The sequence below is a fragment of the Variovorax sp. PvP013 genome (assembly GCF_050435945.1).
Lineage (GTDB): Bacteria > Pseudomonadota > Gammaproteobacteria > Burkholderiales > Burkholderiaceae_C > Variovorax.
Map to the genome: position 1 here is coordinate 233,128 of NZ_JBNDLF010000002.1, position 22,560 is coordinate 255,687.

Here is a 22,560-nt window from a genome sequence, read left to right on the forward strand (position 1 = left end):
TGCCCCCTCACCCTGCCCTCTCCCCGGGGGGAGAGGGAAAGGAGGTCCGGGTTACTTGTAGTACCCGGCCTTCTTCATCTCGCGCTCGGCCGTGGTCTGCGAGGTCTTGAGCGCCTGGTCGACCGTGACCTTGCCCGAGAGGGCCGCGCTCATCTGCTGGCCCACCGCCACGCCGATGGCCTGGAACTCGGGAATGGCCGCGTACTGCACGCCGACGTAGGGCGACTTGGGCAGCGTGCTGTCGTTGGGGTTGGCGCTGTCGATGGCCTTCTTCTCCTCGGCGGCGAACTTGGCAACCTTCTGGAACTCGGGGTTCGCGTAGGTCGACTTGCGCGTGCCGGTGGGCACCTGGGCCCAGCCCTGTTCCTTGGCCACCAGCTGGACGTAGTCCTTGGAGGTCGCCCAGCGGACGAAGGTCTGCGCCGCGGCGGCCTTGGTCGAGCTCGCCGGGATCGCCAGGTTCCACGACCACAGCCAGTTCGCGCCCTTGGGCGTGACGGCGACCGGGGCCTGCGCGAAGGCGACCTTGTCGGCGACCTTCGACTGCTTGGGGTCGGCGATGAACGAGGCCGCGATGGTCGCGTCCACCCACATGCCGCACTTGCCTTCGTTGAACAGCGCCAGGGTCTCGTTGAAGCTGTTGGCCGACACGCCGGGCGGGCCGTAGCTCTTCATCAGGTCGACGTAGAACGTGATCGCGTCCTTCCAGGGCTTGCTGTCGATCTGCGGTTTCCACTGCATGTCGAACCACTGACCGCCGTAGGTGTTGACCAGCGTGGTCAGGAAGGCCATGTTGTCGCCCCAGCCCGGCTTGCCGCGCAGGCAGATGCCGTAGACGCCGGCCTTGGGGTCGTGGATCTTGCCCGCGAGATCCTTGATCTGGGTCCAGGTCGGCTGGTCGGGCATCTTGAAGCCGGCCTTGTCGGCCAGGTCCTTGCGGTACATCAGCATCGAGCTCTCGCCGTAGAACGGCGCGGCGTAGAGCTTGCCCTCGTTCGACAGGCCGCTGCGGATGGCCGGCAGCAGGTCGTCGACGTCGTAGGCGGCGTCGGTCGTGATGGGCGTGAGCCAGCCCTTCTTCGACCAGATCGGCGCCTCGTACAGGCCGATGGTCATGACGTCGAACTGGCCGCCCTTGGTGGCGATGTCGGTCGTCACGCGCTGGCGCAGGGTGCCCTCCTCCAGCGTCACCCACTTGAGCTTGATGTCGGGGTTGGCCTTCTCGAAGAAGGGCGTGAGCTTCTGCATCTCGATCATGTGGCCGTTGTTGACGGTGGCGATGACCAGTTCGGTGGCGGCGTGGGCGAGGCCCATGCCGGCGAGCGCGAGCGCCAGGCCCGTCTTGAGAAAACGCTTCATGAATGTCTCCGTGGTGTTCACACGGCCGCGCCGGCCGTCGCAGCGAATTCTGGCGAGCCGTTACGACATTCTTGGTACGCCAAGAAGGCGCATAGATACTTTTATGCGTCGAACGGGGGGTGGATTCCCTAGATGCGGCAACACAGGATGCTGATGCGCCGCCCGCGTACCGGGCGATCGGCGACGCCCGGACGAAAAAAAAGCCGCTGCGGCGGCTTTTTTCCATCCGGCCGACGCGGCCCAGGTGCTACGGCTTCAGGCGCGCCAGCAGCCCGGCCGTGGACGGGTCGAGCCCCGCCGTGTCGCCCGAGGCGAGGCGTCCCTCGATGTCGCGCGCGAGCACCTTGCCCAGTTCCACGCCCCACTGGTCGAAGCTGTTGATGCCCCACAGCGCGCCGCTGGTGAACACGCGGTGCTCGTACAGCGCCAGGAAGGCGCCGAGCGCCTCGGGCGTGAGCTGCTCGAAGACGAAGAAGCTGCTCGGCCGGTTGCCGGGAAAGTTCCGGTGGCCGCCCGCGTCGGCCTTGCCCGTCATCAGCGCCTGGGCCTGCGCCAGGGCATTGGCCAGCAGCTTGGCGTGATGGCCCTCCAGGTCGTGCGCCGGATCGCGCACGGCGATGAATTCCAGCGGGATCACGTCCGTGCCCTGGTGCAGCATCTGGAAGTAGGCGTGCTGGCCGTTGGTGCCCGGCTCGCCCCACAGCACCGGCGAGGTGCCGAAGGGCAGCGCCGCGCCGCTCGCGTCCACGCGCTTGCCGTTGCTCTCCATCTCCAGCTGCTGCAGGTAGGCCGGCAGCCGGCCCAGCGCGCTGTGGTAGGGCGCGATGCCGCGGCTGGTGAAGCCGTGGAAGTTGCGATACCAGACGTCGAGCAGGCCCAGGCGCACGGGCAGGTTCGCCTCCAGCGGCGCGGTGCGGAAGTGCTCGTCCATCGCGTGCGCGCCGGCGAGCAGCGCGCGGAAGTTGTCGGCGCCGATGGCCAGCGCGATCGGCAGCCCGATCGACGACCACAGCGAATAGCGCCCGCCCACCCAGTCCCAGAAGCCGAAGGTGCGCTCGATGCCGAAGGCGCGCGCGGCCTCGACGTTGGTCGTGAGCGCGGCGAAGTGCCGCGACACGTCGACGCCGCCCGAGCGCGTGAACCAGTCCCTGGCCGAACGGGCGTTGGCCATCGTCTCGGCGGTGGTGAAGGTCTTGGAGGCGATCAGGAACAGCGTGTGCTCGGGCGCCAGGTCCTTCAGCACGCCGGCGAGCTCGTGGCCGTCGACGTTGGAGACGAAGTGGAAGCGCTTGCCCGGCGCGGTGTACGCGTCGAGCGCGCGCACCACCATCTGCGGGCCCAGGTCGGAACCGCCGATGCCGATGTTCACGACGTCGGTGATGGTGTGGTCGGCGCGCACCTCCTCGACATAGGCGAGCATGGCGTCGAGCGTCGCGTGCACGTCGGCCAGCTCGGCGCGGACCGCGGCGGCGACCGGCGCGTCGGCCGGCGCGCGCAGCAGGAAGTGCATCACGGCCCGGTCCTCGGTGGCGTTGATGCGTTCGCCCGCGAACATGGCGTCGCGGTGCGCCTCGAGGCCGGCCTCGCGCGCGAGCGCGAGCAGTTCGTCCTCGGTGGCGGCGTCGATCAGGTTCTTCGACAGGTCGGCGAAGACGTGCGGCGCCGCCTGGCTGAAGCGCTCGAAGCGCCCCGGGTCGGCGGCGAAGGCGTCGCGCGCGTCGAAGTCGCGGCCGGTCCCGTCGAAACGGGCCTGGAGCCGGCCCCAGGCGGCGGTGCGGTCGCAGCGCACGGAGGCGCCGGCGACGGACGACGGGGCATGGGATTGCGGGGGGGCTGGGTCGGTCACACGGTCTCCATGAGTTGTTCGAGCTTGATCGCGTCGGCCGCGAACGCGCGGATGCCTTCGGCCAGTTTCTCCGTCGCCATCGCGTCCTCGTTGAGGGCGTAGCGGAACGCGGGTTCGTCGAGCACGACCGGCGCGATGTCCTCGCGCGCGCGCGCCGCCTCGGCGTCGAGCGCGTGCGTGAGCGGGGCGTCGCTGGCGGCGAGTTCGGCCAGCAGGTCCGGGCTGATGGTGAGGAGGTCGCACCCTGCAAGCGCGGCGATCTGGCCGACGTTGCGGAAGCTCGCGCCCATCACCTCGGTGGCGATGCCGTGGCGCTTGTAGTAGTCGAAGATCTGCCGCACCGACTTCACGCCGGGGTCGGCGTCGCGCGCGTTCGCCGCCTCGTCCCATGCGGCGCCGGCCGACTTCTTGTGCCAGTCGTAGATGCGGCCGACGAAGGGCGAGATCAGCTTGACGCCCGCCGCGCCGCAGGCCACGGCCTGGGCGAAGGAGAACAGCAGGGTCAGGTTGGTGTGGATGCCGCGCGCCTCCAGGATGCGCGCCGCCTCGATGCCTTCCCAGGTCGCGGCGATCTTGATGAGCAGGCGCTTCTCGGTGTCGATGCCCTCGGCGCGGTAGAGCGCGACGATGCGGTCGGCGCGCGCCACGGTGGCGGCGGTGTCGAAGCTCAGGCGCGCGTCGATCTCGGTGGAGACGCGGCCCGGCACCACCGACAGGATCTCGGCGCCGAAACGCACCAGCAGGCGGTCGATGACCTCGTCGATCGGCTTGCCCTGGTGCAGGCCGACGGCCTCGTCGAGCAGCGGCCGGTAGTCGGCCTTCTGGACGGCCTTGAGGATCAGCGACGGGTTGGTCGTCGCGTCCTGCGGCTTGAACCGGGCGAGTTGACGGAAGTCGCCGGTGTCGGCGACCACGGTGGTCCATTGGCGGAGGGCATCGAGTTGGTTCATGCGCACGATTATCTCGTCGGGGAACTACGGTGCGTGTGGTCTGCGACTGACGATGACGTCGCGCGGCCCACGCTTAGAGTGCGGACTCAGCATCGCTCTGGAGCCCATCCCATGACCTCGCGTCAGCACCTCCCCGCTTCTCACCGCACCGGATCGCCTTCCTCGGACGGTTTCGACGACCGCCGTTTCAGCAGTTCCATCGGCACGCTCGCGACGGCGTTCTGCGTCGGCAGCGTGCTGGCCCTGGCGGTGCTGGGCACGGCCCGCGCGGCCCGTGCCCAGGCCCAGGCGCCCGCGGGCCCCGCCGACGGAGCGCCGCTGATGCGCGCGCCCCTGCAGGCGGTGGCTCCCGTCGACCTGCAGCGCTATGCCGGCGTCTGGCACGAACAGGCCCGCCTGCCCAACCGCTTCCAGAAGAAATGCACCGGCGCGGTCACGGCGCAGTACACGCCCCTGCCGGACGGCACGGTGGAGGTGCGCAACGTCTGCGTGGTGGCCGGTGGCGTCGACGAGTCGGTCGGCACGGCGCACGTCGTGCCGGTGGCGGGACAACCGGGCGCGGGCCGCCTGAAGGTGCGTTTCGCACCCGACTGGCTGTCGTGGCTGCCCATGGTCTGGGGCGACTACTGGATCCTCAAGCTCGATCGCGACTACGAGGTGGCGCTGGTCGGCACGCCCGATCGCGACTTCCTGTGGGTGCTCTCGCGGGCGCCGCGGCTCGACGAGGCCCGGCTGGCGGTCGAACTCGACTACGCGCGCACGCTGGGCTTCGATGTCGATCGGGTGATCCGCACGGAGTAAGGCTCACCCCCAGTCTTCGCGCACTGCGTGTCGCTTCGCCAACCCCCTTCCAGGGGGCGACACTGGCGGCCCGGCGGAGCCGGTTCCGCGGTGTCCCAGGCTCACCCCCAGTCTTCGCGCACTTCGTGTCGTTTCGCCAACCTACTTCAGGGGGCGACACCGACGGCCCGGCGGAGTCGGTTCCACGGTGTCCCAGGCCATTACCCCGGCTTGCTCGCTTCGCAGCGCTTGCTGGCCGTGGCGATTCACCTCTGCACTCAGGTCTGGGGCTCGGTCCGACTGCTCGTGCCGAGTGCATCGAGCTGGCGCAGCACATGGGCCGGGAGCGTGGCGGGCGACGTGCAGTGGATGGCGTGCCAGCCCTGGGCGCGGGCGGCTTCGACGTTGGCGGGCATGTCGTCGATGAACAGGGTGCGGGACGGCGCCAGGCCGTGCCGCCAGGCCAGCATCTCGTAGATGTCGCCGTCCGGTTTGATGAGCTTCACGTCGCCGGAGAAGATGCCGCCGTCGAACCACTGGAAGAACGAGAAACGCCGCTCCAGCGCGCGGGCGTAGGGCACGGGCATGTTCGACAGGTAGTAGAGCCGGATGGACTCCCCCGCCGAGCGGCGGTCGCGCAGGGTCGACAGCAGGTCCACGCTGGTGTCGATGGGCATCAGGTGCTCGCCCAGCGGCGCGACGAAATCGTGCAGGCGATCCTGCGGCAACGCCAGGCGCGCGGCCGTGCGCTCGACGACGTCGTCCACGCCGCGGACCCCGCGGTCGAACTCCTGCCAGTCCGGATGATGGAAGAAGGCGCGGGCGAGCACGCGCGCGGCGTCGGGGTCCGGGGCTCGTTCCGGAAAATGGGCCTGCAGCAGTCGGGCGGGCTCCCAGCCGATGACGACGGCGCCCAGGTCGAAGACGATGTTCATGTGCGGCGATTGTTCCACGGGCCGCGCACACGCCTGGTGCGCGCGACGGTATCGACCGTCGATTCCACCGCGCATGCCGATATCGCCCGGCGGCCATCACTGCCTTTAAAGTCACGCCTCGTCAGCATCCACTTCCCCACCCTACGGACCTTGCATTCATGAGCTTCGACCTCGTTCTCTTCGGCGGCACCGGCGACCTCGCTTGGCGCAAACTGATGCCCGCGCTGTTCCAGGCCTTCCGGCATGGCAGCCTGCCCGAAGGCGGACGCATCATCGGCGTGGCGCGCGACGACCTCTCGGACGACGCCTACCGGGACCTCATCCAGTCACGCTTCAACGCCGTCGAAGGCGCCAAGCGCCCGAGCGCGGAGGAGTTCAAGAAGTTCGCGGCGATGCTGCATTTCCTGCGCATGGACCTGTCGAAGCCGGACGACTACGCCCGCCTCTCCGCCCTGCTCGAGGCCCGCAACGCCGACACCGTCGTGATGTACGTGGCGACCGCGCCGGCCCTCTTCACGCAGGTGGTCGAGCAGATCGCCGCGGCCGGTCTCAACACGCCGAAGGTCCGCGTCGTGCTGGAGAAGCCGCTGGGTCACGACCTGGCCTCCAACCGTGCCATCAACGACGCCGTGCGCAAGGTGCTGAGCGAGCGGCAGGTCTTCCGCATCGACCATTACCTGGGCAAGCCGTCGGTGCAAAACCTGTTCGCCATGCGCTTCGGCAATGCGCTGTTCGAGCCGATCTGGCGGCGCGAGCACATCGCCAACATCCAGATCACGATCGCCGAGGACCTGGGCGTGGAGAAGCGCGGCGCCTTCTACGACCAGACCGGCGCCCTGCGCGACATGGTGCAGAACCACGCCCTGCAGCTGGTCTGCGCCATCGCCATGGAGCCGCCGATCAACTCGCACGCCGACGCCTTGCGCGACGAGAAGCTCAAGGTGCTGCGTTCCCTCAAGCCGTGGACGCCCGAGACGCTCGGTCTGCACGCGATCCGCGGTCAGTACACGGCCGGCACCGCCTATGGCGAACGCGTGCAGGGCTATCTCGACGAACCCGGCATCGATCCACAGAGCCGCACCGAAACCTTCGTCGCGCTGCGCGCCGAGATCGCCAACTGGCGCTGGGCCGGCGTGCCCTTCTACATCCGCACCGGCAAGCGCCTGGCCTCGCGCGACGCCCGCATCGAGATCAACTTCCGCTCGACGCCGCACGCCATCTTCCGCGCGCCCGCTGGCGCCGTGAACAAGCTGGTCATCAACCTGCAGCCCAAGGACGGGCTCGAACTGCACCTGCTCGCGCAGGCCCAGAACAACCGCAAGCGTTCCAACGGCGATGCCGCGCCGCCGCTGGCGCCGGTCCAGCTCGACCTGGACTTCGACAAGCGCTTCGGCACCGAGCGTGTCGGCGCCTACGAGCGACTGCTGCTCGACGTCATCGACGGCCGCCTGAACCTGTTCGTCCGCAGCGACGAGCAGGAGGAAGCCTGGCGCTGGGTGGAACCGCTGATCGACAGCTGGAGCACCGACGGCGGACCGCGTCCCTACGCGGCCGGCACCTGGGGGCCCAGCGCGTCGAGCGCGATGATCGCGCGCGACGGGTTCGCCTGGAGCGAGGAGCAGTGAGTAAGTAGCGGGTGAGCGTCGATCGGCCGGTCGCCCCGGTGGGTCGGCAAGCAGGCGTTGCCCGATGCGCACGGACCTGCGCTGCCGTCGAACCATGAGGGCAAACAAAAGAAAAAGCCCCCTGACTCGCGTCAGGGGGGCTTTTTCAGGTTTTCAGACCGAGCTGGCTTGCGCCAGCGTCAGATCAGAAAGCGTGGCGAACGCCGAACTCGTAGCCGGTCACGCTGTTCTTGGCATCGGTGCCAGTGGCCACACCCGTGATGCCTGCGCCGGAACCGCCGCTGGCCAGAGCAAAGCCGTAGCCGTTCTTGCTGGTCTGGCGAGCAACCGTCGTGTACAGCGCAGTGCGCTTCGACAGGTTGTGCACGTAGCCCAGAGCCAGTTTGGCAGCCTTCGGGTCATTGGCGAAAGCTTGCTGGTCGCGCTTGACGGCCGAGTAGGCGATCTTCACGACACCAGCGCCGATCGGGGCTTGAGCGCCGAGCAGGTAGCCGTATTGCTTGTCTTCACGCGAAGCGATCGTGGTGAACGCTTGCTCGAAACGCACGTCGCTCAGTTCACCGAACAGCTTGACGACGCCGAAGTCGTACGAAGCGCCCAGGTTCAGAGTACGGACTTCAGGGTTGCTGAAGGCTGCCGGAGCAACGGTTGCGCCCTTGCTTTCGCCGTAAGCGAGAGCGACGTCGACCGGGCCATTGGCGTAACCGACGCGAGCACCGGCGTACTGACCAGCGCGGCCAGCCAGCTGTTGCGCTGCGGTGGTGTTGCCCGTGGTGTTCTCGGCCAGAGCGTACATGGCTTGACCGTAGAAGCCACCCAGGTTCGACGGCAGGAAGTAGCCGATCGAGTTGCTGGCGCGGATCTGGTTCACGTTGCCGAAAGCAGCGCTGTTGCCGCCGTTCGGGTTGAAGCCTTGAGCGCTGTTCAGAGCGGAGAAGATGATGTTGGAGCCAACACCCACGGTACCGAACGGGCTGAACAGGTCGTCGTTATGGTGCGTCGGGGTCAGGTCGCGACCGAGGCGGACTTCACCGAAGTTGCCCGACAGGCTGACCGTTGCGCGACGACGGAAGTCGAAGCCGCCATTGTTCGTGGTGACCGGGAGGCCGGTGGTGGGGCTGGTTGCGGTGGTGCTAGCGCCGCCGGTGCCGTCATCGTTGCCCACGAAACCTTCGAGCCAGAAGCTGGCTGCGAGGCCGCCGCCGAGGTCTTCCACGCCGCGGAAACCGAGACGGCTGGTGTTCAGGCCCGAGTTACCGAGGTACGTGCGGCTGGCGCCACCGTTGCTGCCGGAGATGTGGCCGATGTTGGCGTCGATCACGCCGAACAGAGTGACCGACGACTGAGCCGAAGCGGCGCCAGCAGCTGCCAGGACGGCCAGGGCGACGAGTGATTTTTTCATTGCGAGTTACTCCAAGGTTAAACATAGGGCTCCGGTGCAGAGGGTTCATCGTGCTCGGCACGTTGTGCTCCCACCGGACCCAGGGCCAACCTCCTTTTGGGAAGTTGTGTCTATTGCACCAGAGCCGCCCGAGCAGAGCAAAAGAATTCACTTGAAATGTCGAACGGGCCACGGCTTGTGTTGCACGACTGCAACATCGCGCCGACCCCCTCGGCGTGCCGTCCGACAAGGAACGCCCGGGCGCCGCAACGGTGATTCGCATGCCGCCAGAATGCATCCATGCCGCATCCCCTGGACCCGATCCTCATCGCCACCGATTCGGTGCTGCGCACCCTGTTCGCCAAGCCGCAGAGCGGCCGCCCCATGCCCCGACCGGTCGGAACGCCGACCGCGCTGAGCCCGGCCGACCGCCGTGCGGCGGGCGCCATGATGCGCGTCAACCACGTCGGCGAGATCTGCGCGCAGGCGCTCTATGTCGCGCAGGCCGCGTCGACGCGCGATCCGTCCCTGCGCGCGCACTTTGAGGAAGCCGCGCACGAGGAGACCGACCACCTGGCCTGGACCCGCCAGCGGCTCGACGATCTGGGCGCGAAGCCCTCGCTGCTCAATCCGCTGTGGTACGCCGGCGCCTTCGGGCTCGGTCTGGTGGCGGGGCGATTGGGCGATCGCGTGAGCCTGGGGTTCGTGGCCGAGACGGAGCGCCAGGTCGAGGCCCATCTGGACGGCCACCTCGGTCGCCTGCCCCACGGCGATTCGGCCTCGCGCGCCGTCATCGTGCAGATGAAGGCCGACGAGGCCCGCCACGCCGCCGAGGCCGTGGACGCCGGGGCCGCCGAACTGCCGGCGCCGGCCAAGGCCCTGATGCGTGTCGCCGCCCGGGTCATGACCACGGTGGCGCACCGCATCTGATCCGCCGACGCGGGACCGCCCTCAGCCTTCGACCAGGTCGAAGCTGGTCGTGATGGTCGCCGTCTTGCCCAGCATGATGCTGGCCGAGCAGTAGGTGTCGTGGCTCAGGGCGATGGCGCGTTCGACGGCCGCGGGCGGAACGCCCTTGCCCGTGACCGTGAAGTGCATGTGGATCGACGTGAACACCTTGGGGTCGGTCTCGGCGCGCTCGCTGGTGAGCTTGACGCTGCAGCCCGTGACCTGGTGGCGGCCGCGCTTGAGGATGAGGACCACGTCGTAGGCCGTGCAGCCGCCGGTGCCGGCGAGCACCGTTTCCATGGGACGCGGCGCGAGGTTCTGGCCGCCGTTGCCCGGCTTGGCCGCATCGGGCGCGCCGTCCATGACCAGGACGTGCCCGCTGCCCGTCTCGGCGACGAACCCCATGGCCGAGCGCGTGCCCGCGTTGCCTGTCCAGCTGACCGTGCATTCCATATCTTGAAAACTCCGAGGTAGCGATGTCGGCAAAAGTCGACGGATCGCCAAATTGTGGATGATTTGAGGCGCTGCTTGTTGCATCGCAACAAAGACTCGATATACTTTATTTCATCGCACATCGATGTCGCTTCGGCAGCATGTGCACCGGTTGTCTCCTCCACCCTCTCAATTGGTGGATTTAGCCCCGAGTCGCAAGACTCGGGGCTTTTTTCTTGGGTCCTCCGCGCATGACGTCCTCCGCTCTCACCCCTGCCGACTATCTGAAGAAGATCCTGACGGCGCGCGTCTACGACGTCGCGGTCGAATCGGCGCTGGAACCCGCGCGCGCATTGAGCGCCCGCCTGGGCAACACCGTGCTGCTCAAGCGCGAGGACCAGCAACCGGTCTTCAGCTTCAAGCTGCGCGGCGCCTACAACAAGATGGTCCACCTGACGCCCGAGCAGCTCGCACGCGGCGTCATCTGCGCCTCGGCCGGCAACCACGCGCAGGGCGTCGCGCTCGGCGCGCGCAAGCTCGGCACGCGGGCCGTGGTCGTCATGCCGGTGACCACGCCGCAGCTCAAGGTCGACGCCGTGCGCGCCCTGGGCGGCGAGGTGCTGCTGCACGGCGACAGCTATTCCGACGCCTACGGCCACGCGCTCGAGCAGCAGAAGCGGCTGGGCCTGACCTTCGTGCATCCCTTCGACGACCCCGACGTCATCGCCGGCCAGGGCACCATCGCGATGGAGATCCTGCGCCAGCACCAGGGACCGCTCGACGCGGTCTTCGTGGCCATCGGCGGCGGCGGGCTGATCGCCGGCGTGGCCAGCTACATCAAGGCCGTGCGGCCCGAGATCAAGGTGATCGGCGTGCAGATGAACGACTCCGACGCCATGATCCGCTCGGTCGGCGCCGAGGAACGCGTGGCGCTCGCCGACGTCGGCCTGTTCTCCGACGGCACCGCCGTCAAGCTGGTGGGCGAGGAGACCTTCCGCATCGCCCGCGAACTGGTCGACGAGTTCGTCACGGTGGACACCGATGCCGTGTGCGCCGGCATCAAGGACGTCTTCATCGACACGCGCAGCATCGTCGAGCCCGCCGGGGCGCTGGCCGTGGCGGCGATCAAGCAGTACGTCGAGGCCCACGGCAAGCGCGGCGAGACCTATGCCGCGATCCTGTGCGGCGCCAACATGAACTTCGATCGCCTGCGCTTCGTCGCCGAGCGCGCCGAGGTCGGCGAGGAGCGGGAAGCCCTGTTCGCCGTCACCGTGCCCGAGGAGCGCGGCAGCTTCCGCCGCTTCTGCGAGGTGGTCGGCCGGCTGCCCGGCGCCTCGCGCAGCGTGACCGAGTTCAACTACCGCATCAGCGACGCGCACGAGGCGCACGTCTTCGTCGGCCTGACGACGACGGCGCGCGGCGAGTCGGCGACCATCGCGGCCACGTTCACCGACCACGGCTTCGCCGCCATCGACCTCACGCACGACGACCTCGCCAAGGAACACGTGCGCTACATGGTGGGCGGCCGCAGCGGGCTGGCGCGGGACGAGCGGCTGCTGCGCTTCGTCTTCCCGGAACGGCCCGGCGCGCTGTTGAAGTTCCTGAGCCTGATGCGGCCGACCTGGAACATCAGCCTCTTCCACTACCGCAACCAGGGCGCCGACTACGGGCGCATCCTCGTCGGCCTGCAGGTACCGCCGGAGGACCACGGCGCCTTCGAGGACTTCCTGCGCACGCTCGACCTCCCGTTCGTGGAGGAGACCGCGAATCCGGCCTACCGGCTGTTCCTGCGGCAGTAGGCCCGCCTCAGCGCTGCGACGGCGGCGCCGGAATCGCCATCGGCGTGGTCGGCAGCTGCAACGTGAAGGCAGACGCCGAGTTGGCCGCGGCGCCGACCGCGGCCGAGCGCGCGCCGACCGACTGCAGCACGTAGCCCTCGGCCACCCGGGCGCCGACGCGGAACGGCCGCGGCGGCTGGCCGTCGACCGCGATCAGGGCGATGCCGCGCTGCAGCGTGTCGGCGACCACGCCCAGCAACGCGAAGCGGCTGGCCGCCTCGGGCGCCGACACCACCGGCGCTTCGCTCGTCACGGCACCGAGCAGCCTGGCGACGATGGTCGGATCGATGAGAGCGGCCTGCGGCGCCGCCACGACCGGCGGCGGCGGCGCATCGGGCGGGGCGGCCAGGCGCAGGCCCCAGAACACCACGACGGCGACGGCGGCGCTCCAGAGGCCGAAGGTGACAACGGCGGAGGGCCAGCGGGCGGTCGGATGGGAGAGCGTCATGGGCGCGGATTATCATGCAGCGACCGACCGCGACGGCCCGCCCGCCGCACCGATCCCATCGACACCGACGCCCTCCCCATGCCCTCTTCCCTCCGTTCTCCGGCGCGCGCCCTGCAGCGCGGCTTCACGCTGATCGAACTGATGGTGGTGCTCGTCATCATCGGCGTGCTCGCCGCCCTGATCGTGCCCAACGTGATCGGCCGCGCCGACGACGCCCGCGCCACGGCGGCGCGCACCGACGTCAACAACATCATGCAGGCGCTCAAGCTCTACCGGCTCGACAACCAGCGCTATCCCACGGGAGAGCAGGGCCTGCAGGCGCTGATCGCGCGTCCGACCGCCACGCCGATCCCGCCGAACTGGAAGCAGTACGTCGAGAAGCTGCCGAACGATCCGTGGGGCCGCCCCTACCAGTACTTCAACCCCGGCATCCGGGGCGAGATCGACGTGCTGTCGCTGGGCGCCGACGGCCAGCCCGGCGGCGAAGGCAACGATGCCGACATCGGCAGCTGGCAATAGCGCCGGCGCCGGAAGCGATCTGCGGGCCGCGACGGCACGACGATCGCCGCAGGCCGGTTTCACGCTGCTGGAACTGATCGTCGTGATCGCCATCATGGCGCTCGCCACCGCTGGGGTCGGCTTCGCGATGCGCGATCCCGGCGACACCGCGCTCGCGCGCGAGGCCGACCGCCTGGTGGCGCTGCTCGAATCGGCGCGCGTGCAGTCGCGCACCAGCGGATCGACGGTCTACTGGCGGGCGACGCCGCGCGGTCCGGGCGACTTCGCCTTCGACGGCCTGCGCCCTGGCGCGCTGCCCACGGCCTGGCTGTCGTCGGAGGGCGTGGGCGCCGTCACGGGCGACGGCCAGGGCCGCCCGACCCCGGGCCTGCAGCTCGGACCGGAACCGATCATCGGCGCGCAGCAGGTCGTGCTGACCTACCCCGGCACGCCCGCGCGCAGCCTGCGCATCGCCACCGACGGCCTGCGGCCGTTCGCCGTCGTCGCGACCGGGCCATGACGCGACGCGGCCGAGACGGCGGGAACGGCGGAAGCGTCCGGCGCGTGCGCGGCTTCACCCTGATCGAGGTGCTGGTCGCGCTGGCCATCGTCGCCATCGCGTTGGCCGCCGGCACCCAGGCCACGTCGGCGCTCACGCGCAACGCGCAGCGCCAGTCCGACACGCTCCTGGCCGGCCTGTGCGCCGAGAACGAGCTGGTGCGCGTGCGCCTGGCGCGCCAGATGCCCAACATCGGCAGCAGCGCGCAGGCCTGCATCCAGGCCGGGGTGGCCTTCGGCGTGACGGTGCAGACCTCGGCGACGCTGAACCCCAACTTCCGCCGCGTCGATGTCCGGGTGCGCGACACGGCCGAGACGCAGATCCTGGAAGTCTCGACGATGGTCGCCCGGTACTGACGACGACGATGGCGACCTCCCCACGACGCGCCGCGCGCGGCTTCACCCTGATCGAGCTGATGGTCGGCATCGCGGTCATGGCGATGCTGGCGCTGATGAGCTGGCAGGGCCTCGACGGGATGATGCGCGTGCAGACCTACAACCGCGAGCGCGGCGACGCGGTCCAGACCCTGCAGACCACCCTGGCGCAATGGGGCGCCGACCTCGACGCGACCGTCGTCATGCCGCAGATCCAGCCGATCGCCTGGAACGGGCAGGTGCTGCGCCTGACGCGGCGCGGCGCCGACGGCACGCAGCCGGTGCTGTACGTGGTCGCCTGGGCCATGAGCGCCGACACCGCCAGCCCCACCGGCCTGCGTTGGCGGCGCTGGCAGTCCGGCGCCGTCGCCACGCGGGCCGACTGGCAGCGTGCCTGGGTGCAGGCCGACGCCTGGGCGCAGGGCAGCAACGAGACCCTGCGCGGCGCCGAGGTCGACCTGATGCCGCTCGTGAACTGGCAGCTCCAGTACTTCCGCGGCGCCGCCTGGACCGACGCGGCCTCGGGCCCGAACGCCGTCGGCGGCCTGGGAACGGGCATGCCCGACGGCGTCCGGCTGGTGCTGAACCTGCCGCCGGGCGCGGGCCTGTCCGGACCGGTCACGCGCGACTGGATCCGCCCGACCGTGGCGGTGCCCAAGACATGAACGCACGCACGGTTCCGCCACGCGAGCCGGGCGTCCGCCAGCGCGGCGTCGCGCTGCTCGCGGCGATGCTCACCGTCACGCTGGTGGCGACGCTGGCCGCATCGGCGCTCTGGCAGCAATGGCGCGCGGTGGAGGTCGAGACGGCGGAGCGCGCGCGCCTGCAGGCGAGCTGGGTGCTGATCGGCGCACTCGACTGGTCGCGCCTGATCCTGCGCGAGGACGGCCGCGCGCCCGGCGCCGACCACCTCGCCGAGCCCTGGGCGATCGCGCTGGAGGAGGCGCGCCTGTCGACCTTCCTGTCGGCCGAGCGCAACGTGCCCGGCGACGCGGTCGACACGCTGCCCGAGGCCTTCCTGTCCGGCCGCATCATGGACGCGCAGTCCAAGCTCAACGTGATCAACCTGGTGGAGGCCGGCAAACCCGTGCCCGAGGCGGTCGCGGCCTTCACGAAGCTGTTCGGCATGCTCGGCCTGCCGGCGCAGGACCTGGCCGTGATGATCGCCAGCCTGCAGCGCGTCTTCCCGGCGCCCAACGCATCGAACCCCACGGCCAACAACGCCTCGGCCACGCCGACGGCGTCGACCGCGGCGGCCGCGGCGGCGACGCCGGCTTCCGGCGCGGCCTCGGGAGCGGCGGCCGGCTCGGCGGCGTCCCTGGACCCGTCGGTCTCGATCGAGCCCGACGCGCCGCTGCTGCCGCAGCGCATGTCGCAGCTGCCCTGGCTGGGCGTGTCGAGCGCGACGGCCCGGGCGCTCGAACCCTACGTCACGGTGCTGCCGGTGCGCACCGCGCTCAACATCAACACCGCCAGCGCCGAGGCGCTCTTCGCCAGCGTGCCGACGCTGGACCTCGCCGGCGCCCAGCGTCTCGTCGCCCAGCGTTCGCGCAGCTTCTTCCGCACGCTGTCCGACGGCAGCGAGGCCCTGGGGACGGCACGGTTCGTCGACGGCCAGCATGGCGTGTCGAGCTCGTTCTTCGAGACCCATGGTCGGCTGCGCATCGACCGGACGTGGGTGGACGAGCATTCGCTGCTGCGGCGCAACGGCGTGGAGGTCGTCATCCTGTGGCGCGAGCGTGGCGCGGGAGCGACATCTCCGGGACCCGCACGGTGATTGAGACGATCTGTCACAGTTCGCTTCGAACATCGCTTTCGGCCAGCACCGACCTGAAATGACAGCTATCGTTTTAATAGCATAAAAGTCAGGCCCGTCCTACAATCGAAGGCTCCCCGGACTTCTTCGAACTTTCGTTTTCGTTTCTTCTTCCTTCTCCATGCCCTTGCTCGTGACGATTCCACTCCCGTCGGCGCCCGCCGGCGGCGAGTACGGCTGGGACCTCTGGTCGGCCGACGGCGGCAAGCTGCGCTCGAGCGGCAGCGCGCTGCCCGCCCTGCTGCCGTCCGGCGACGACCTGGTGGTGGCGGTTCCGGCGGCGGCCCTGTCCTGGCACGAGGTCACGCTGCCACAGGGCAGCATGAACAGCCCGGTGCGGCTGCGCTCCGTGCTCGCCGGCCTGCTCGAGGACCGCCTGCTCGAAGACCCCGAACTGCTGCACTTCGCCCTGGCGCCCGACGCCGCGGCCGGTCGGCCGACCTGGGTCGCCGCGTGCAACCGGGCCTGGCTGCGCGGGATCGTGCAGGGCCTGGAGGCCTCGGGACGCCGCATCGAGCGCATCGTCCCCGAATTCACACCGCGTCCGCGCGCCGCCTCGGTCGCCACGGCGGGCGCGGACGAGCCGCTGCCGGCATCGGGCGCCCTGTTCGCCACCGGCGAGCCGGAGAACGCGCGCATCACGCTGTGCGATGCGCAGGGCGTGCTGGCCCTGCCGCTGGATGCCGCCGGCGTCGCCGCGCTCGGCGAGCTGCCGCCGGACACGCGGGTGCAGGCCGAGCCGGCCGTGGCCGCCCTGGCCGAGGAACTCCTGGGGATGCCGGTGCCGATCGTGCTGCCGGCCGAGCGCTGGCGGCAGGCGGCGGCGTCCGGCTGGGACTTGGCGCAGTTCGACCTCGCCTCCACCGGCCGCGCCCGCGCGGGCAAGAAGTTCGCCGCCGTCGTGCAGGCGCTGTGGCACGCGCCGCGCTGGCGGGCGGCGCGCTGGGGCGCGGCGGTGCTGGTGCTGGCACAGCTGATCGGCGTCAACGCCTGGGCCTGGAAGGAGCGCCGGTCGCTCGAGGCCAAGCGCGCGGCGATCGGCACCATCCTCGCCGAGACCTTTCCGGGCGTGCAGCCCTACGAGCCGGCGCTGCAGATGGTGCGCGAGGTCGCGTCGCTGCAGCAGGCGACCGGCGGCGTGTCCGCCGGCGACGCCGAACCGATGCTCGCCGCGCTCGCGGCCCTCCTGCCGCCCGGCCGCACGCCCAGCGCCATCGACTACGCCGGTGGCCAGTTGCGCCTGCGCGGCCTGGGCCTGAACATGGCCGACGTGAGCCGGATCGCCGCGTCCCTGGCCTCGCGCGGCTACAACGCCCGCAGCGAGGGCGACCTCCTGCTGGTGCAGGCCGCGACGGCGGCGGCTCCGGGAGCAGCGGCCTCGGGAGCGGTGCGATGAGCGCGCTGCAGACCTTCGGGACGCGGGCCCGCACCTGGTGGCGCGGACTGCCCGCGCGCGAGCAGCGGCTGGTGGGCATCGCGGGCGTCGTCATCGCCCTGGCCCTGGTGTGGTGGGTCGGGCTGGCGCCGGCGCTGCGCACGCTCTCGACCGCCCGCCTCGCCCATGCGCAACTCGACGTCCAGCTGCAGCAGATGCTCGCCCTGCAGGCCCAGGCGCGCGCGCTGCAGGCCTTGCCGCGCGCCAACCGCGACGATGCCCTGCGCGCGCTCGAGACCTCCGTCAACGAGGGACTCGGCGGCAGCGTGCGGATGCAGACGGCCGGCGCCAGCGCGACCGAAGGCGTGCTCGTCACGCTGCGCGCCACGCCGGCATCGAACTTCGCGCAGTGGCTGACGCAGGCCCGCGGCAACGCGCGCGCGCTGCCGCGCGAGATCCACGTCACGCGCTCGCAGGCGCCCGCGGGCGGCGTTGCGACGACCCCCGGCGCCGGCGGTCCGGTCGGCTTCTCCGGCCTGCCGCCCGGTGCCGCGGCCGGGCCGGGCTCCCGCACGCCCCCGCCGCCCGGCGGCTCCGTGCCGGCGGCCGGACGCTCCGGGCCCTCTACCGGGAGACCCGTGCCGACGGCCGGCGCGCCCGCGTCCGCGTCCGCGTCCGTCGGCGCCGAGGCCCTCGGCGCGCGCTGGGACGGCACGATCGTCATGAGCCTGCCGGCGCGCTGACGCACCGGCACGGCCCCGCGCTCCTTTCCCCGGCGTCCATGGCGACCCTCACGACCGCATCCCCGGCCCGCTCCTCCGCTTCGCGCGGATGGCGCTGGGCCGTGCCGGGCGCCCTGCTCGGCGGCGCGATCGCGCTGGCGTGCTTCGCGCCGGCGCGCTGGCTGGCCACCGGCATCGCCGGCTGGACCGGCGGCCGGGTGCAGCTCGTCAACGCGCGCGGCACGGTCTGGAACGGCAGCGCCGGGCTGGTCTTCGCGAGCGGCCCGGGCGGCAGCGCCTCGGTGTCGCTGCCGGGCGCGGTCGGCTGGGCGCTGCGGCCCGGCTGGGGCGCGGTCGAGGCCACGCTCGACCTGCCCTGCTGCGCGGCGCAGCCGGTGCGCGTGCGGGTGCATCCCGAAGACGGTGGCCTGCAGCTCGACTGGCGCGACAGCACGTCGCGCTGGCCGGCCGCCCTGCTCGCCGGTTTCGGGGCACCCTGGAACTCGCTCAAGCCCGAGGGCACGCTCGAACTCGCGACGCAGGACTTCACCATGCGGCTGCAGGACGCGAAGCTCGCACTGGCCGGGCGCGCCACGCTCGACGCGACCGACATCTCGTCGAGCCTGTCGACGCTGCGCCCCATGGGCAGCTACCGTTTCGTCGTCGAGGGCGGTCCGGCGCCGACCCTGCTCCTCACCACGCGCGAAGGCAGCCTGCAGCTCAACGGCAGCGGCAGCTGGAGCGGCACCTTCATGCGCTTCAGCGGCGAAGCCAGCGCGGCCCCGGGCCGCGAGGACGCGCTGTCGAACTTGTTGAACATCGTCGGGCGGCGCGAGGGCGCCCGCTCGCTCATCACCCTGGATTGATCCCATGAAGCCCCTGTCTTCACATGGCGTGCGCCTCGGCATCGCCGCGCTCGCCGCGCAACTGCTGATGACCGCCTGCCTGCCGGCCGCCCTGGCCCAGGACGGCGTGCCGCGCCGCGGCGAACCCATCACGCTGAACTTCTCCAACGCCGAGATCGAATCGGTGGCGCGCACCATGGCCGTCATCACCGGCCGCGACGTGGTGGTCGACCCGCGCGTGAAGGGCGTCGTCAACCTGCAGACCGAGCGCGCCATCGCGCCGGCGGCGGCCTTCAACCAGTTCGCCGCCGCGCTGCGGCTGCAGGGCTTCGCCGTGGTGCAGGCCGACGGCCTCTACAAGATCGTGCCGGAGGCCGACGCCAAGCTGCAGAGCAGCGCCGTCACCACCTCCACCGGCGGCATCGCCTCGATGAGCGGCAACCAGATCGTCACCCAGGTCTTCAAGCTGAACTACGAGTCGGCCAACAACCTGCTGCCGGTGCTGCGCCCGCTGATCGCGCCGAACAACACCATCAACGTCAACCCGGGCAACAACTCCCTGGTGATCACCGACTACGCCGAGAACATGCGGCGCCTGGCGCGCATCGTGGCCTCGCTGGACGTGCCCAACGCCTCGGACATCGAGGTGATCCCGCTGAAGCACTCGATCGCCAGCGACATGGCGCCGTTGGTCAACCGGCTGCTCGACGGCGGCCCCGCCACCACCGGCGTCGCCGGCGCGGCCGCGGCCGGCGGCGTGCCCGGCGGCGTGGCCGACAGTTCCTTCCGCACCTCGCTGCTGGCCGACACGCGCAGCAACTCGCTGATCCTGCGCGCGGCCAACCCGGCGCGCGCGCAGCTGGTGCGCTCCCTGGTCGCCAAGCTCGACCGCGCCGCCATCGACAGCCCCAACGGCGAGGCCGGCAACATCTACGTCGTCTACCTGAAGAACGCCGACGCCGTGAAGCTGGCGACCACGCTGCGCGCGGCGATGGCCAGCGACGCGCGCGGCGCCGCGGCCCTGGCCGGCGGCGGCGCGGCGGCCGGCGGCCTGCAGGCCCTGCCGCAACAACAGCAGCAACAGCAGTCGCAGCTGCAGGGCGGCGCGCTCACCAGCGCCGCGGCCACCGCGCCGCTGAACAACGCCAACCCAATCTCCACCGGCGGCCAGATCCAGGCCGACCCGACCACCAACTCGCTCATCATCACGGCCTCCGAGCCGCAGTACCGCCAGCTGCGCGCGGTGATCGACCGGCTCGACGGCCGGCGCGCGCAGGTGATGATCGAGAGCCTGATCATCGAGGTCAACGCGACCAAGGCGGCGGAGTTCGGCGTGCAGTGGCAGAGCGCCCTGGGCGACGGCTCGACGCGCGGCATCGTGGGCACCAACTCCAGCGTCTCGGGCGCCAACAACAACATCATCAGCCTGGCGCTGGGTCTGGCGGCGGGCACCACCACGACGATCCCCTCGGCCGGCCTGAACCTGGGCATCGGGCGGCGCAACAGCGACGGCCAGTACACCCTGGGCGTGCTGGCGCGCTTCCTCGAAGGCAACGGCGCGGGCAACGTGCTGTCGACCCCGCAGCTGCTCACGCTCGACAACGAGGAGGCCAAGATCGTCGTCGGCCAGAACGTCCCGTTTCCGACCGGCCAGTACGCGAGCACCAACGGCTCGACCTCGAGCGTCAACCCGTTCACCACGGTCGAGCGCAAGGACGTCGGCCTGACGCTGCGCGTGCGCCCGCAGATCAACGAGAACGGCACGATCAAGATGCAGATCTTCCAGGAGATCTCCAATGTCGACCAGTCCACGCGCAGCGACGTCAACGGCCCGACGACCAACAAGCGCAGCTTCGAGTCGAGCGTGCTGGTGGAGGACGGCAGCATCGTGATGCTCGGCGGCCTGCTGCAGGACGACTACTCCAACACCAACGAGAAGGTGCCGGGGCTCGGCGACATCCCGGTGGTGGGCAACCTGTTCAGGAACGAGATCCGCCGGCGCACCAAGACCAACCTGATGGTCTTCATCCGCCCGGTGGTGATGCGCGACGGCATCGTGACCGAGGCCTTCGCGGCCGATCGCTACGACACCATCCGCGGCATCCAGCAGGGCACGCAGCCCGAGTACCGGCCGCCCCTGAACAACGTGGGCCAGGCGCCCCTGCTGCCGCCGCTGGTGCTGCCCGACGCCACCGCGCCGGGTGGCGGTCGCCCTCCCGAGCGCATCGAGGGCACGCGCCTGATCCCTCCGCCCTCGGAGGCGACGAGCTCGGGCGTGCGCGCACCGGCCGGCACGACCACCAGCACCCTGCCGCTGATCGGACCGCAGCGCGGCGCCCTGCCGCCCACCTCCGACCCGATGAGCTACCGCGAACCGAACTAGACCCAGGAACCATCCGCCATGGCCGTGCGCTACCCCCTGCCCTACGCCTTCGCGCGAACGCAGCAACTGCTGCTGGAGGAGACCGACGACGGCACCCGCACGCTGTGGATGCCGCGCGTGCCGCCGCGCAGCGCGCTCGGCGAGGTGGCGCGCCGCTTCGCCGTCACCGCCTTCGAGCCGCTCGACGCGGGACTGCTCGCCCAGCGCATCAGCGCCGCCTACGCCCAGGGCGAATCCAACGCCGCGGCGATCGTGAGCGAGGTGCAGGGCGACGCCGACCTCTCGCGCATGATGCAGGAGCTGCCGGCGGTGGAGGACCTGCTGGAATCGGCCGGCGACGCGCCGATCATCCGCATGCTCAACGCGCTGCTCACGCAGGCCGCGCGCGACGGCGCGAGCGACATCCACATCGAGCCCTACGAGCGCACGTCGTCGGTGCGCTTCCGCATCGACGGCACCCTGCGCGAGGTGGTGCAGCCCAACCGCGCGCTGCACGCGGCGCTGATCTCGCGCCTGAAGATCATGGCCGACCTCGACATCGCCGAGAAGCGCCTGCCGCAGGACGGGCGCATCTCGCTGCGCATCGGCACGCGCGCGGTCGATGTGCGCGTCTCCACCCTGCCCAGCGCCCACGGCGAGCGCGCCGTGCTGCGCCTGCTGGACAAGAACGAGAGCAAGCTCACGCTGGAGGCCGTGGGCATGCAGGGCGACACGCTCACGCGCTTCGAGACGCTCATCGGCCAGCCGCACGGGATCATCCTGGTGACCGGGCCGACCGGCTCGGGCAAGACGACCACGCTGTACGCCGCGCTCAGCCGCCTGGACGCCGGGCGCAGCAACATCATGACGGTCGAGGACCCGATCGAGTACGAGCTGCCGGGCGTCGGCCAGACGCAGGTCAACGCCAAGATCGAGCTGACCTTCGCCAAGGCCCTGCGCGCCATCCTGCGCCAGGACCCGGACGTGATCATGATCGGCGAGATCCGCGACTTCGAGACCGCGCAGATCGCCATCCAGGCCTCGCTCACCGGCCACCTGGTGCTGGCCACGCTGCACACCAACGACTCGGTCAGCGCCGTCACGCGCCTGACCGACATGGGCGTGGAGCCCTTCCTGCTGAGCTCGTCGCTGCTGGGCGTGCTGGCGCAGCGGCTGGTGCGCAAGCTCTGCCCGGTGTGCGCCGGACGAGCGGACAACGGCGAGGGCGCCCCGGTGGGCTGCGACGCCTGCGGCCAGACCGGCTACCAGGGCCGCACCGGCATCTTCGAGCTGCTGGTGGCCGACGACGCCGTGCAGTCGCTCATCCACAGCCGCGCGCCGGAGAGCCAGATCTTCACCGCCGCCGAACGCGGCGGCCTGCGCTCGATGCGCGAGGACGGCGAGCGCCTGGTGCGCGCCGGCATCAGCTCGCGCGCCGAGCTCCTGCGCGTGACGCGCGACTGACCC

The 22,560-nt window shown here is 70.7% G+C and carries 21 protein-coding genes; 14 read left to right on the forward strand and 7 right to left on the reverse strand.

The features are described 5' to 3' along the window. Nucleotides 1-51 precede the first annotated feature (51 nt). The 3 genes from ABID77_RS08965 to tal form a co-directional block, all read right to left on the reverse strand. Nucleotides 52-1,359, reverse strand: a complete 1,308-nt coding sequence (locus ABID77_RS08965) for an ABC transporter substrate-binding protein (protein ID WP_429593989.1) — start codon at nucleotides 1,357-1,359, stop codon at nucleotides 52-54. A 247-nt stretch (nucleotides 1,360-1,606) separates the two neighbouring features. Then, nucleotides 1,607-3,205: a glucose-6-phosphate isomerase gene (pgi, locus tag ABID77_RS08970; protein ID WP_429593992.1), complete on the reverse strand. Its 1,599-nt coding sequence runs from the start codon at nucleotides 3,203-3,205 to the stop codon at nucleotides 1,607-1,609. Continuing rightward, on the reverse strand, nucleotides 3,202-4,155 hold the full coding sequence (gene tal / locus ABID77_RS08975; protein WP_429593994.1) for a transaldolase: 954 nt from the start codon (nucleotides 4,153-4,155) through the stop codon (nucleotides 3,202-3,204). Before tal ends, pgi begins: the two co-directional genes overlap by 4 nt. A gap of 111 nt (nucleotides 4,156-4,266) precedes the next feature. Between tal and ABID77_RS08980 the strand changes: the two genes are divergently transcribed. Next, nucleotides 4,267-4,956: a lipocalin family protein gene (locus ABID77_RS08980; protein WP_429593996.1), complete on the forward strand. Its 690-nt coding sequence runs from the start codon at nucleotides 4,267-4,269 to the stop codon at nucleotides 4,954-4,956. 257 nt (nucleotides 4,957-5,213) lie between these two features. On the opposite strand, the gene ABID77_RS08985 is transcribed toward ABID77_RS08980, so the two are convergent. Then, nucleotides 5,214-5,870 carry an HAD family hydrolase gene (locus ABID77_RS08985; RefSeq protein ID WP_429593999.1) on the reverse strand — a complete coding sequence of 219 codons (657 nt, stop codon included), beginning with the start codon at nucleotides 5,868-5,870 and terminating at the stop codon, nucleotides 5,214-5,216. Between the two features lie 158 nt (nucleotides 5,871-6,028). Here ABID77_RS08985 and zwf point away from each other — a divergent pair, with 158 nt between their 5' ends. After that, nucleotides 6,029-7,495, forward strand: a complete 1,467-nt coding sequence (gene zwf, locus ABID77_RS08990; protein WP_429594002.1) for a glucose-6-phosphate dehydrogenase — start codon at nucleotides 6,029-6,031, stop codon at nucleotides 7,493-7,495. Between the two features lie 184 nt (nucleotides 7,496-7,679). Here zwf and ABID77_RS08995 read toward each other — a convergent pair whose 3' ends face one another. Next, the gene (locus ABID77_RS08995; protein ID WP_429594005.1) at nucleotides 7,680-8,897 is read right to left on the reverse strand and encodes a porin; all 1,218 of its coding nucleotides are present in this window, start codon (nucleotides 8,895-8,897) and stop codon (nucleotides 7,680-7,682) included. Between the two features lie 279 nt (nucleotides 8,898-9,176). On the opposite strand from ABID77_RS08995, the gene coq7 reads away from it, so the two are divergent. Further along, nucleotides 9,177-9,806 (forward strand): 2-polyprenyl-3-methyl-6-methoxy-1,4-benzoquinone monooxygenase, encoded by a 630-nt coding sequence (gene coq7, locus ABID77_RS09000; RefSeq protein WP_429594008.1) that lies wholly within the window; start codon nucleotides 9,177-9,179, stop codon nucleotides 9,804-9,806. 21 nt (nucleotides 9,807-9,827) lie between these two features. Here coq7 and ABID77_RS09005 read toward each other — a convergent pair whose 3' ends face one another. After that, on the reverse strand, nucleotides 9,828-10,277 hold the full coding sequence (locus tag ABID77_RS09005; RefSeq protein ID WP_429594010.1) for an OsmC family protein: 450 nt from the start codon (nucleotides 10,275-10,277) through the stop codon (nucleotides 9,828-9,830). 230 nt (nucleotides 10,278-10,507) lie between these two features. Here ABID77_RS09005 and ilvA point away from each other — a divergent pair, with 230 nt between their 5' ends. Then, nucleotides 10,508-12,055: a threonine ammonia-lyase, biosynthetic gene (gene ilvA / locus ABID77_RS09010; RefSeq protein WP_429594012.1), complete on the forward strand. Its 1,548-nt coding sequence runs from the start codon at nucleotides 10,508-10,510 to the stop codon at nucleotides 12,053-12,055. A 7-nt stretch (nucleotides 12,056-12,062) separates the two neighbouring features. Here ilvA and ABID77_RS09015 read toward each other — a convergent pair whose 3' ends face one another. Next, nucleotides 12,063-12,542: a type II secretion system protein N gene (locus ABID77_RS09015; protein WP_429594015.1), complete on the reverse strand. Its 480-nt coding sequence runs from the start codon at nucleotides 12,540-12,542 to the stop codon at nucleotides 12,063-12,065. Between the two features lie 78 nt (nucleotides 12,543-12,620). Between ABID77_RS09015 and gspG the strand changes: the two genes are divergently transcribed. The 10 genes from gspG to gspE all read left to right on the forward strand — a co-directional run bounded on the left by gspG (nucleotide 12,621) and on the right by gspE (nucleotide 22,557). Beyond that, complete coding sequence (gspG, locus tag ABID77_RS09020; protein ID WP_429594018.1) at nucleotides 12,621-13,061, forward strand: type II secretion system major pseudopilin GspG; 441 nt, start codon at nucleotides 12,621-12,623, stop codon at nucleotides 13,059-13,061. Continuing rightward, nucleotides 13,036-13,560, forward strand: coding sequence for a pilus assembly FimT family protein (locus ABID77_RS09025; protein WP_429594021.1), 525 nt, complete (start codon nucleotides 13,036-13,038; stop codon nucleotides 13,558-13,560). Before gspG ends, ABID77_RS09025 begins: the two co-directional genes overlap by 26 nt. Continuing rightward, complete coding sequence (gene gspI / locus ABID77_RS09030) at nucleotides 13,557-13,955, forward strand: type II secretion system minor pseudopilin GspI (protein WP_429594024.1); 399 nt, start codon at nucleotides 13,557-13,559, stop codon at nucleotides 13,953-13,955. Before ABID77_RS09025 ends, gspI begins: the two co-directional genes overlap by 4 nt. A gap of 8 nt (nucleotides 13,956-13,963) precedes the next feature. Then, nucleotides 13,964-14,638: a PulJ/GspJ family protein gene (locus ABID77_RS09035; protein WP_429594026.1), complete on the forward strand. Its 675-nt coding sequence runs from the start codon at nucleotides 13,964-13,966 to the stop codon at nucleotides 14,636-14,638. Further along, nucleotides 14,635-15,750, forward strand: coding sequence for a type II secretion system minor pseudopilin GspK (gene gspK / locus ABID77_RS09040; RefSeq protein ID WP_429594029.1), 1,116 nt, complete (start codon nucleotides 14,635-14,637; stop codon nucleotides 15,748-15,750). Before ABID77_RS09035 ends, gspK begins: the two co-directional genes overlap by 4 nt. 172 nt (nucleotides 15,751-15,922) lie before the next feature. Next, nucleotides 15,923-17,185: a type II secretion system protein GspL gene (gspL, locus tag ABID77_RS09045; protein ID WP_429594032.1), complete on the forward strand. Its 1,263-nt coding sequence runs from the start codon at nucleotides 15,923-15,925 to the stop codon at nucleotides 17,183-17,185. Then, the gene (gene gspM, locus ABID77_RS09050) at nucleotides 17,182-17,907 is read left to right on the forward strand and encodes a type II secretion system protein GspM (protein WP_429594035.1); all 726 of its coding nucleotides are present in this window, start codon (nucleotides 17,182-17,184) and stop codon (nucleotides 17,905-17,907) included. The genes gspL and gspM overlap by 4 nt, the downstream gene beginning before the upstream one ends. Nucleotides 17,908-17,945: 38 nt before the next feature. Continuing rightward, the gene (gene gspN, locus ABID77_RS09055; RefSeq protein WP_429594037.1) at nucleotides 17,946-18,752 is read left to right on the forward strand and encodes a type II secretion system protein N; all 807 of its coding nucleotides are present in this window, start codon (nucleotides 17,946-17,948) and stop codon (nucleotides 18,750-18,752) included. A 4-nt stretch (nucleotides 18,753-18,756) separates the two neighbouring features. Next, nucleotides 18,757-21,114: a type II secretion system secretin GspD gene (gene gspD / locus ABID77_RS09060; RefSeq protein ID WP_429594040.1), complete on the forward strand. Its 2,358-nt coding sequence runs from the start codon at nucleotides 18,757-18,759 to the stop codon at nucleotides 21,112-21,114. Nucleotides 21,115-21,138: 24 nt separating this feature from the next. Further along, nucleotides 21,139-22,557 (forward strand): type II secretion system ATPase GspE, encoded by a 1,419-nt coding sequence (gspE, locus tag ABID77_RS09065; protein WP_429594761.1) that lies wholly within the window; start codon nucleotides 21,139-21,141, stop codon nucleotides 22,555-22,557. Nucleotides 22,558-22,560: the final 3 nt, after the last annotated feature.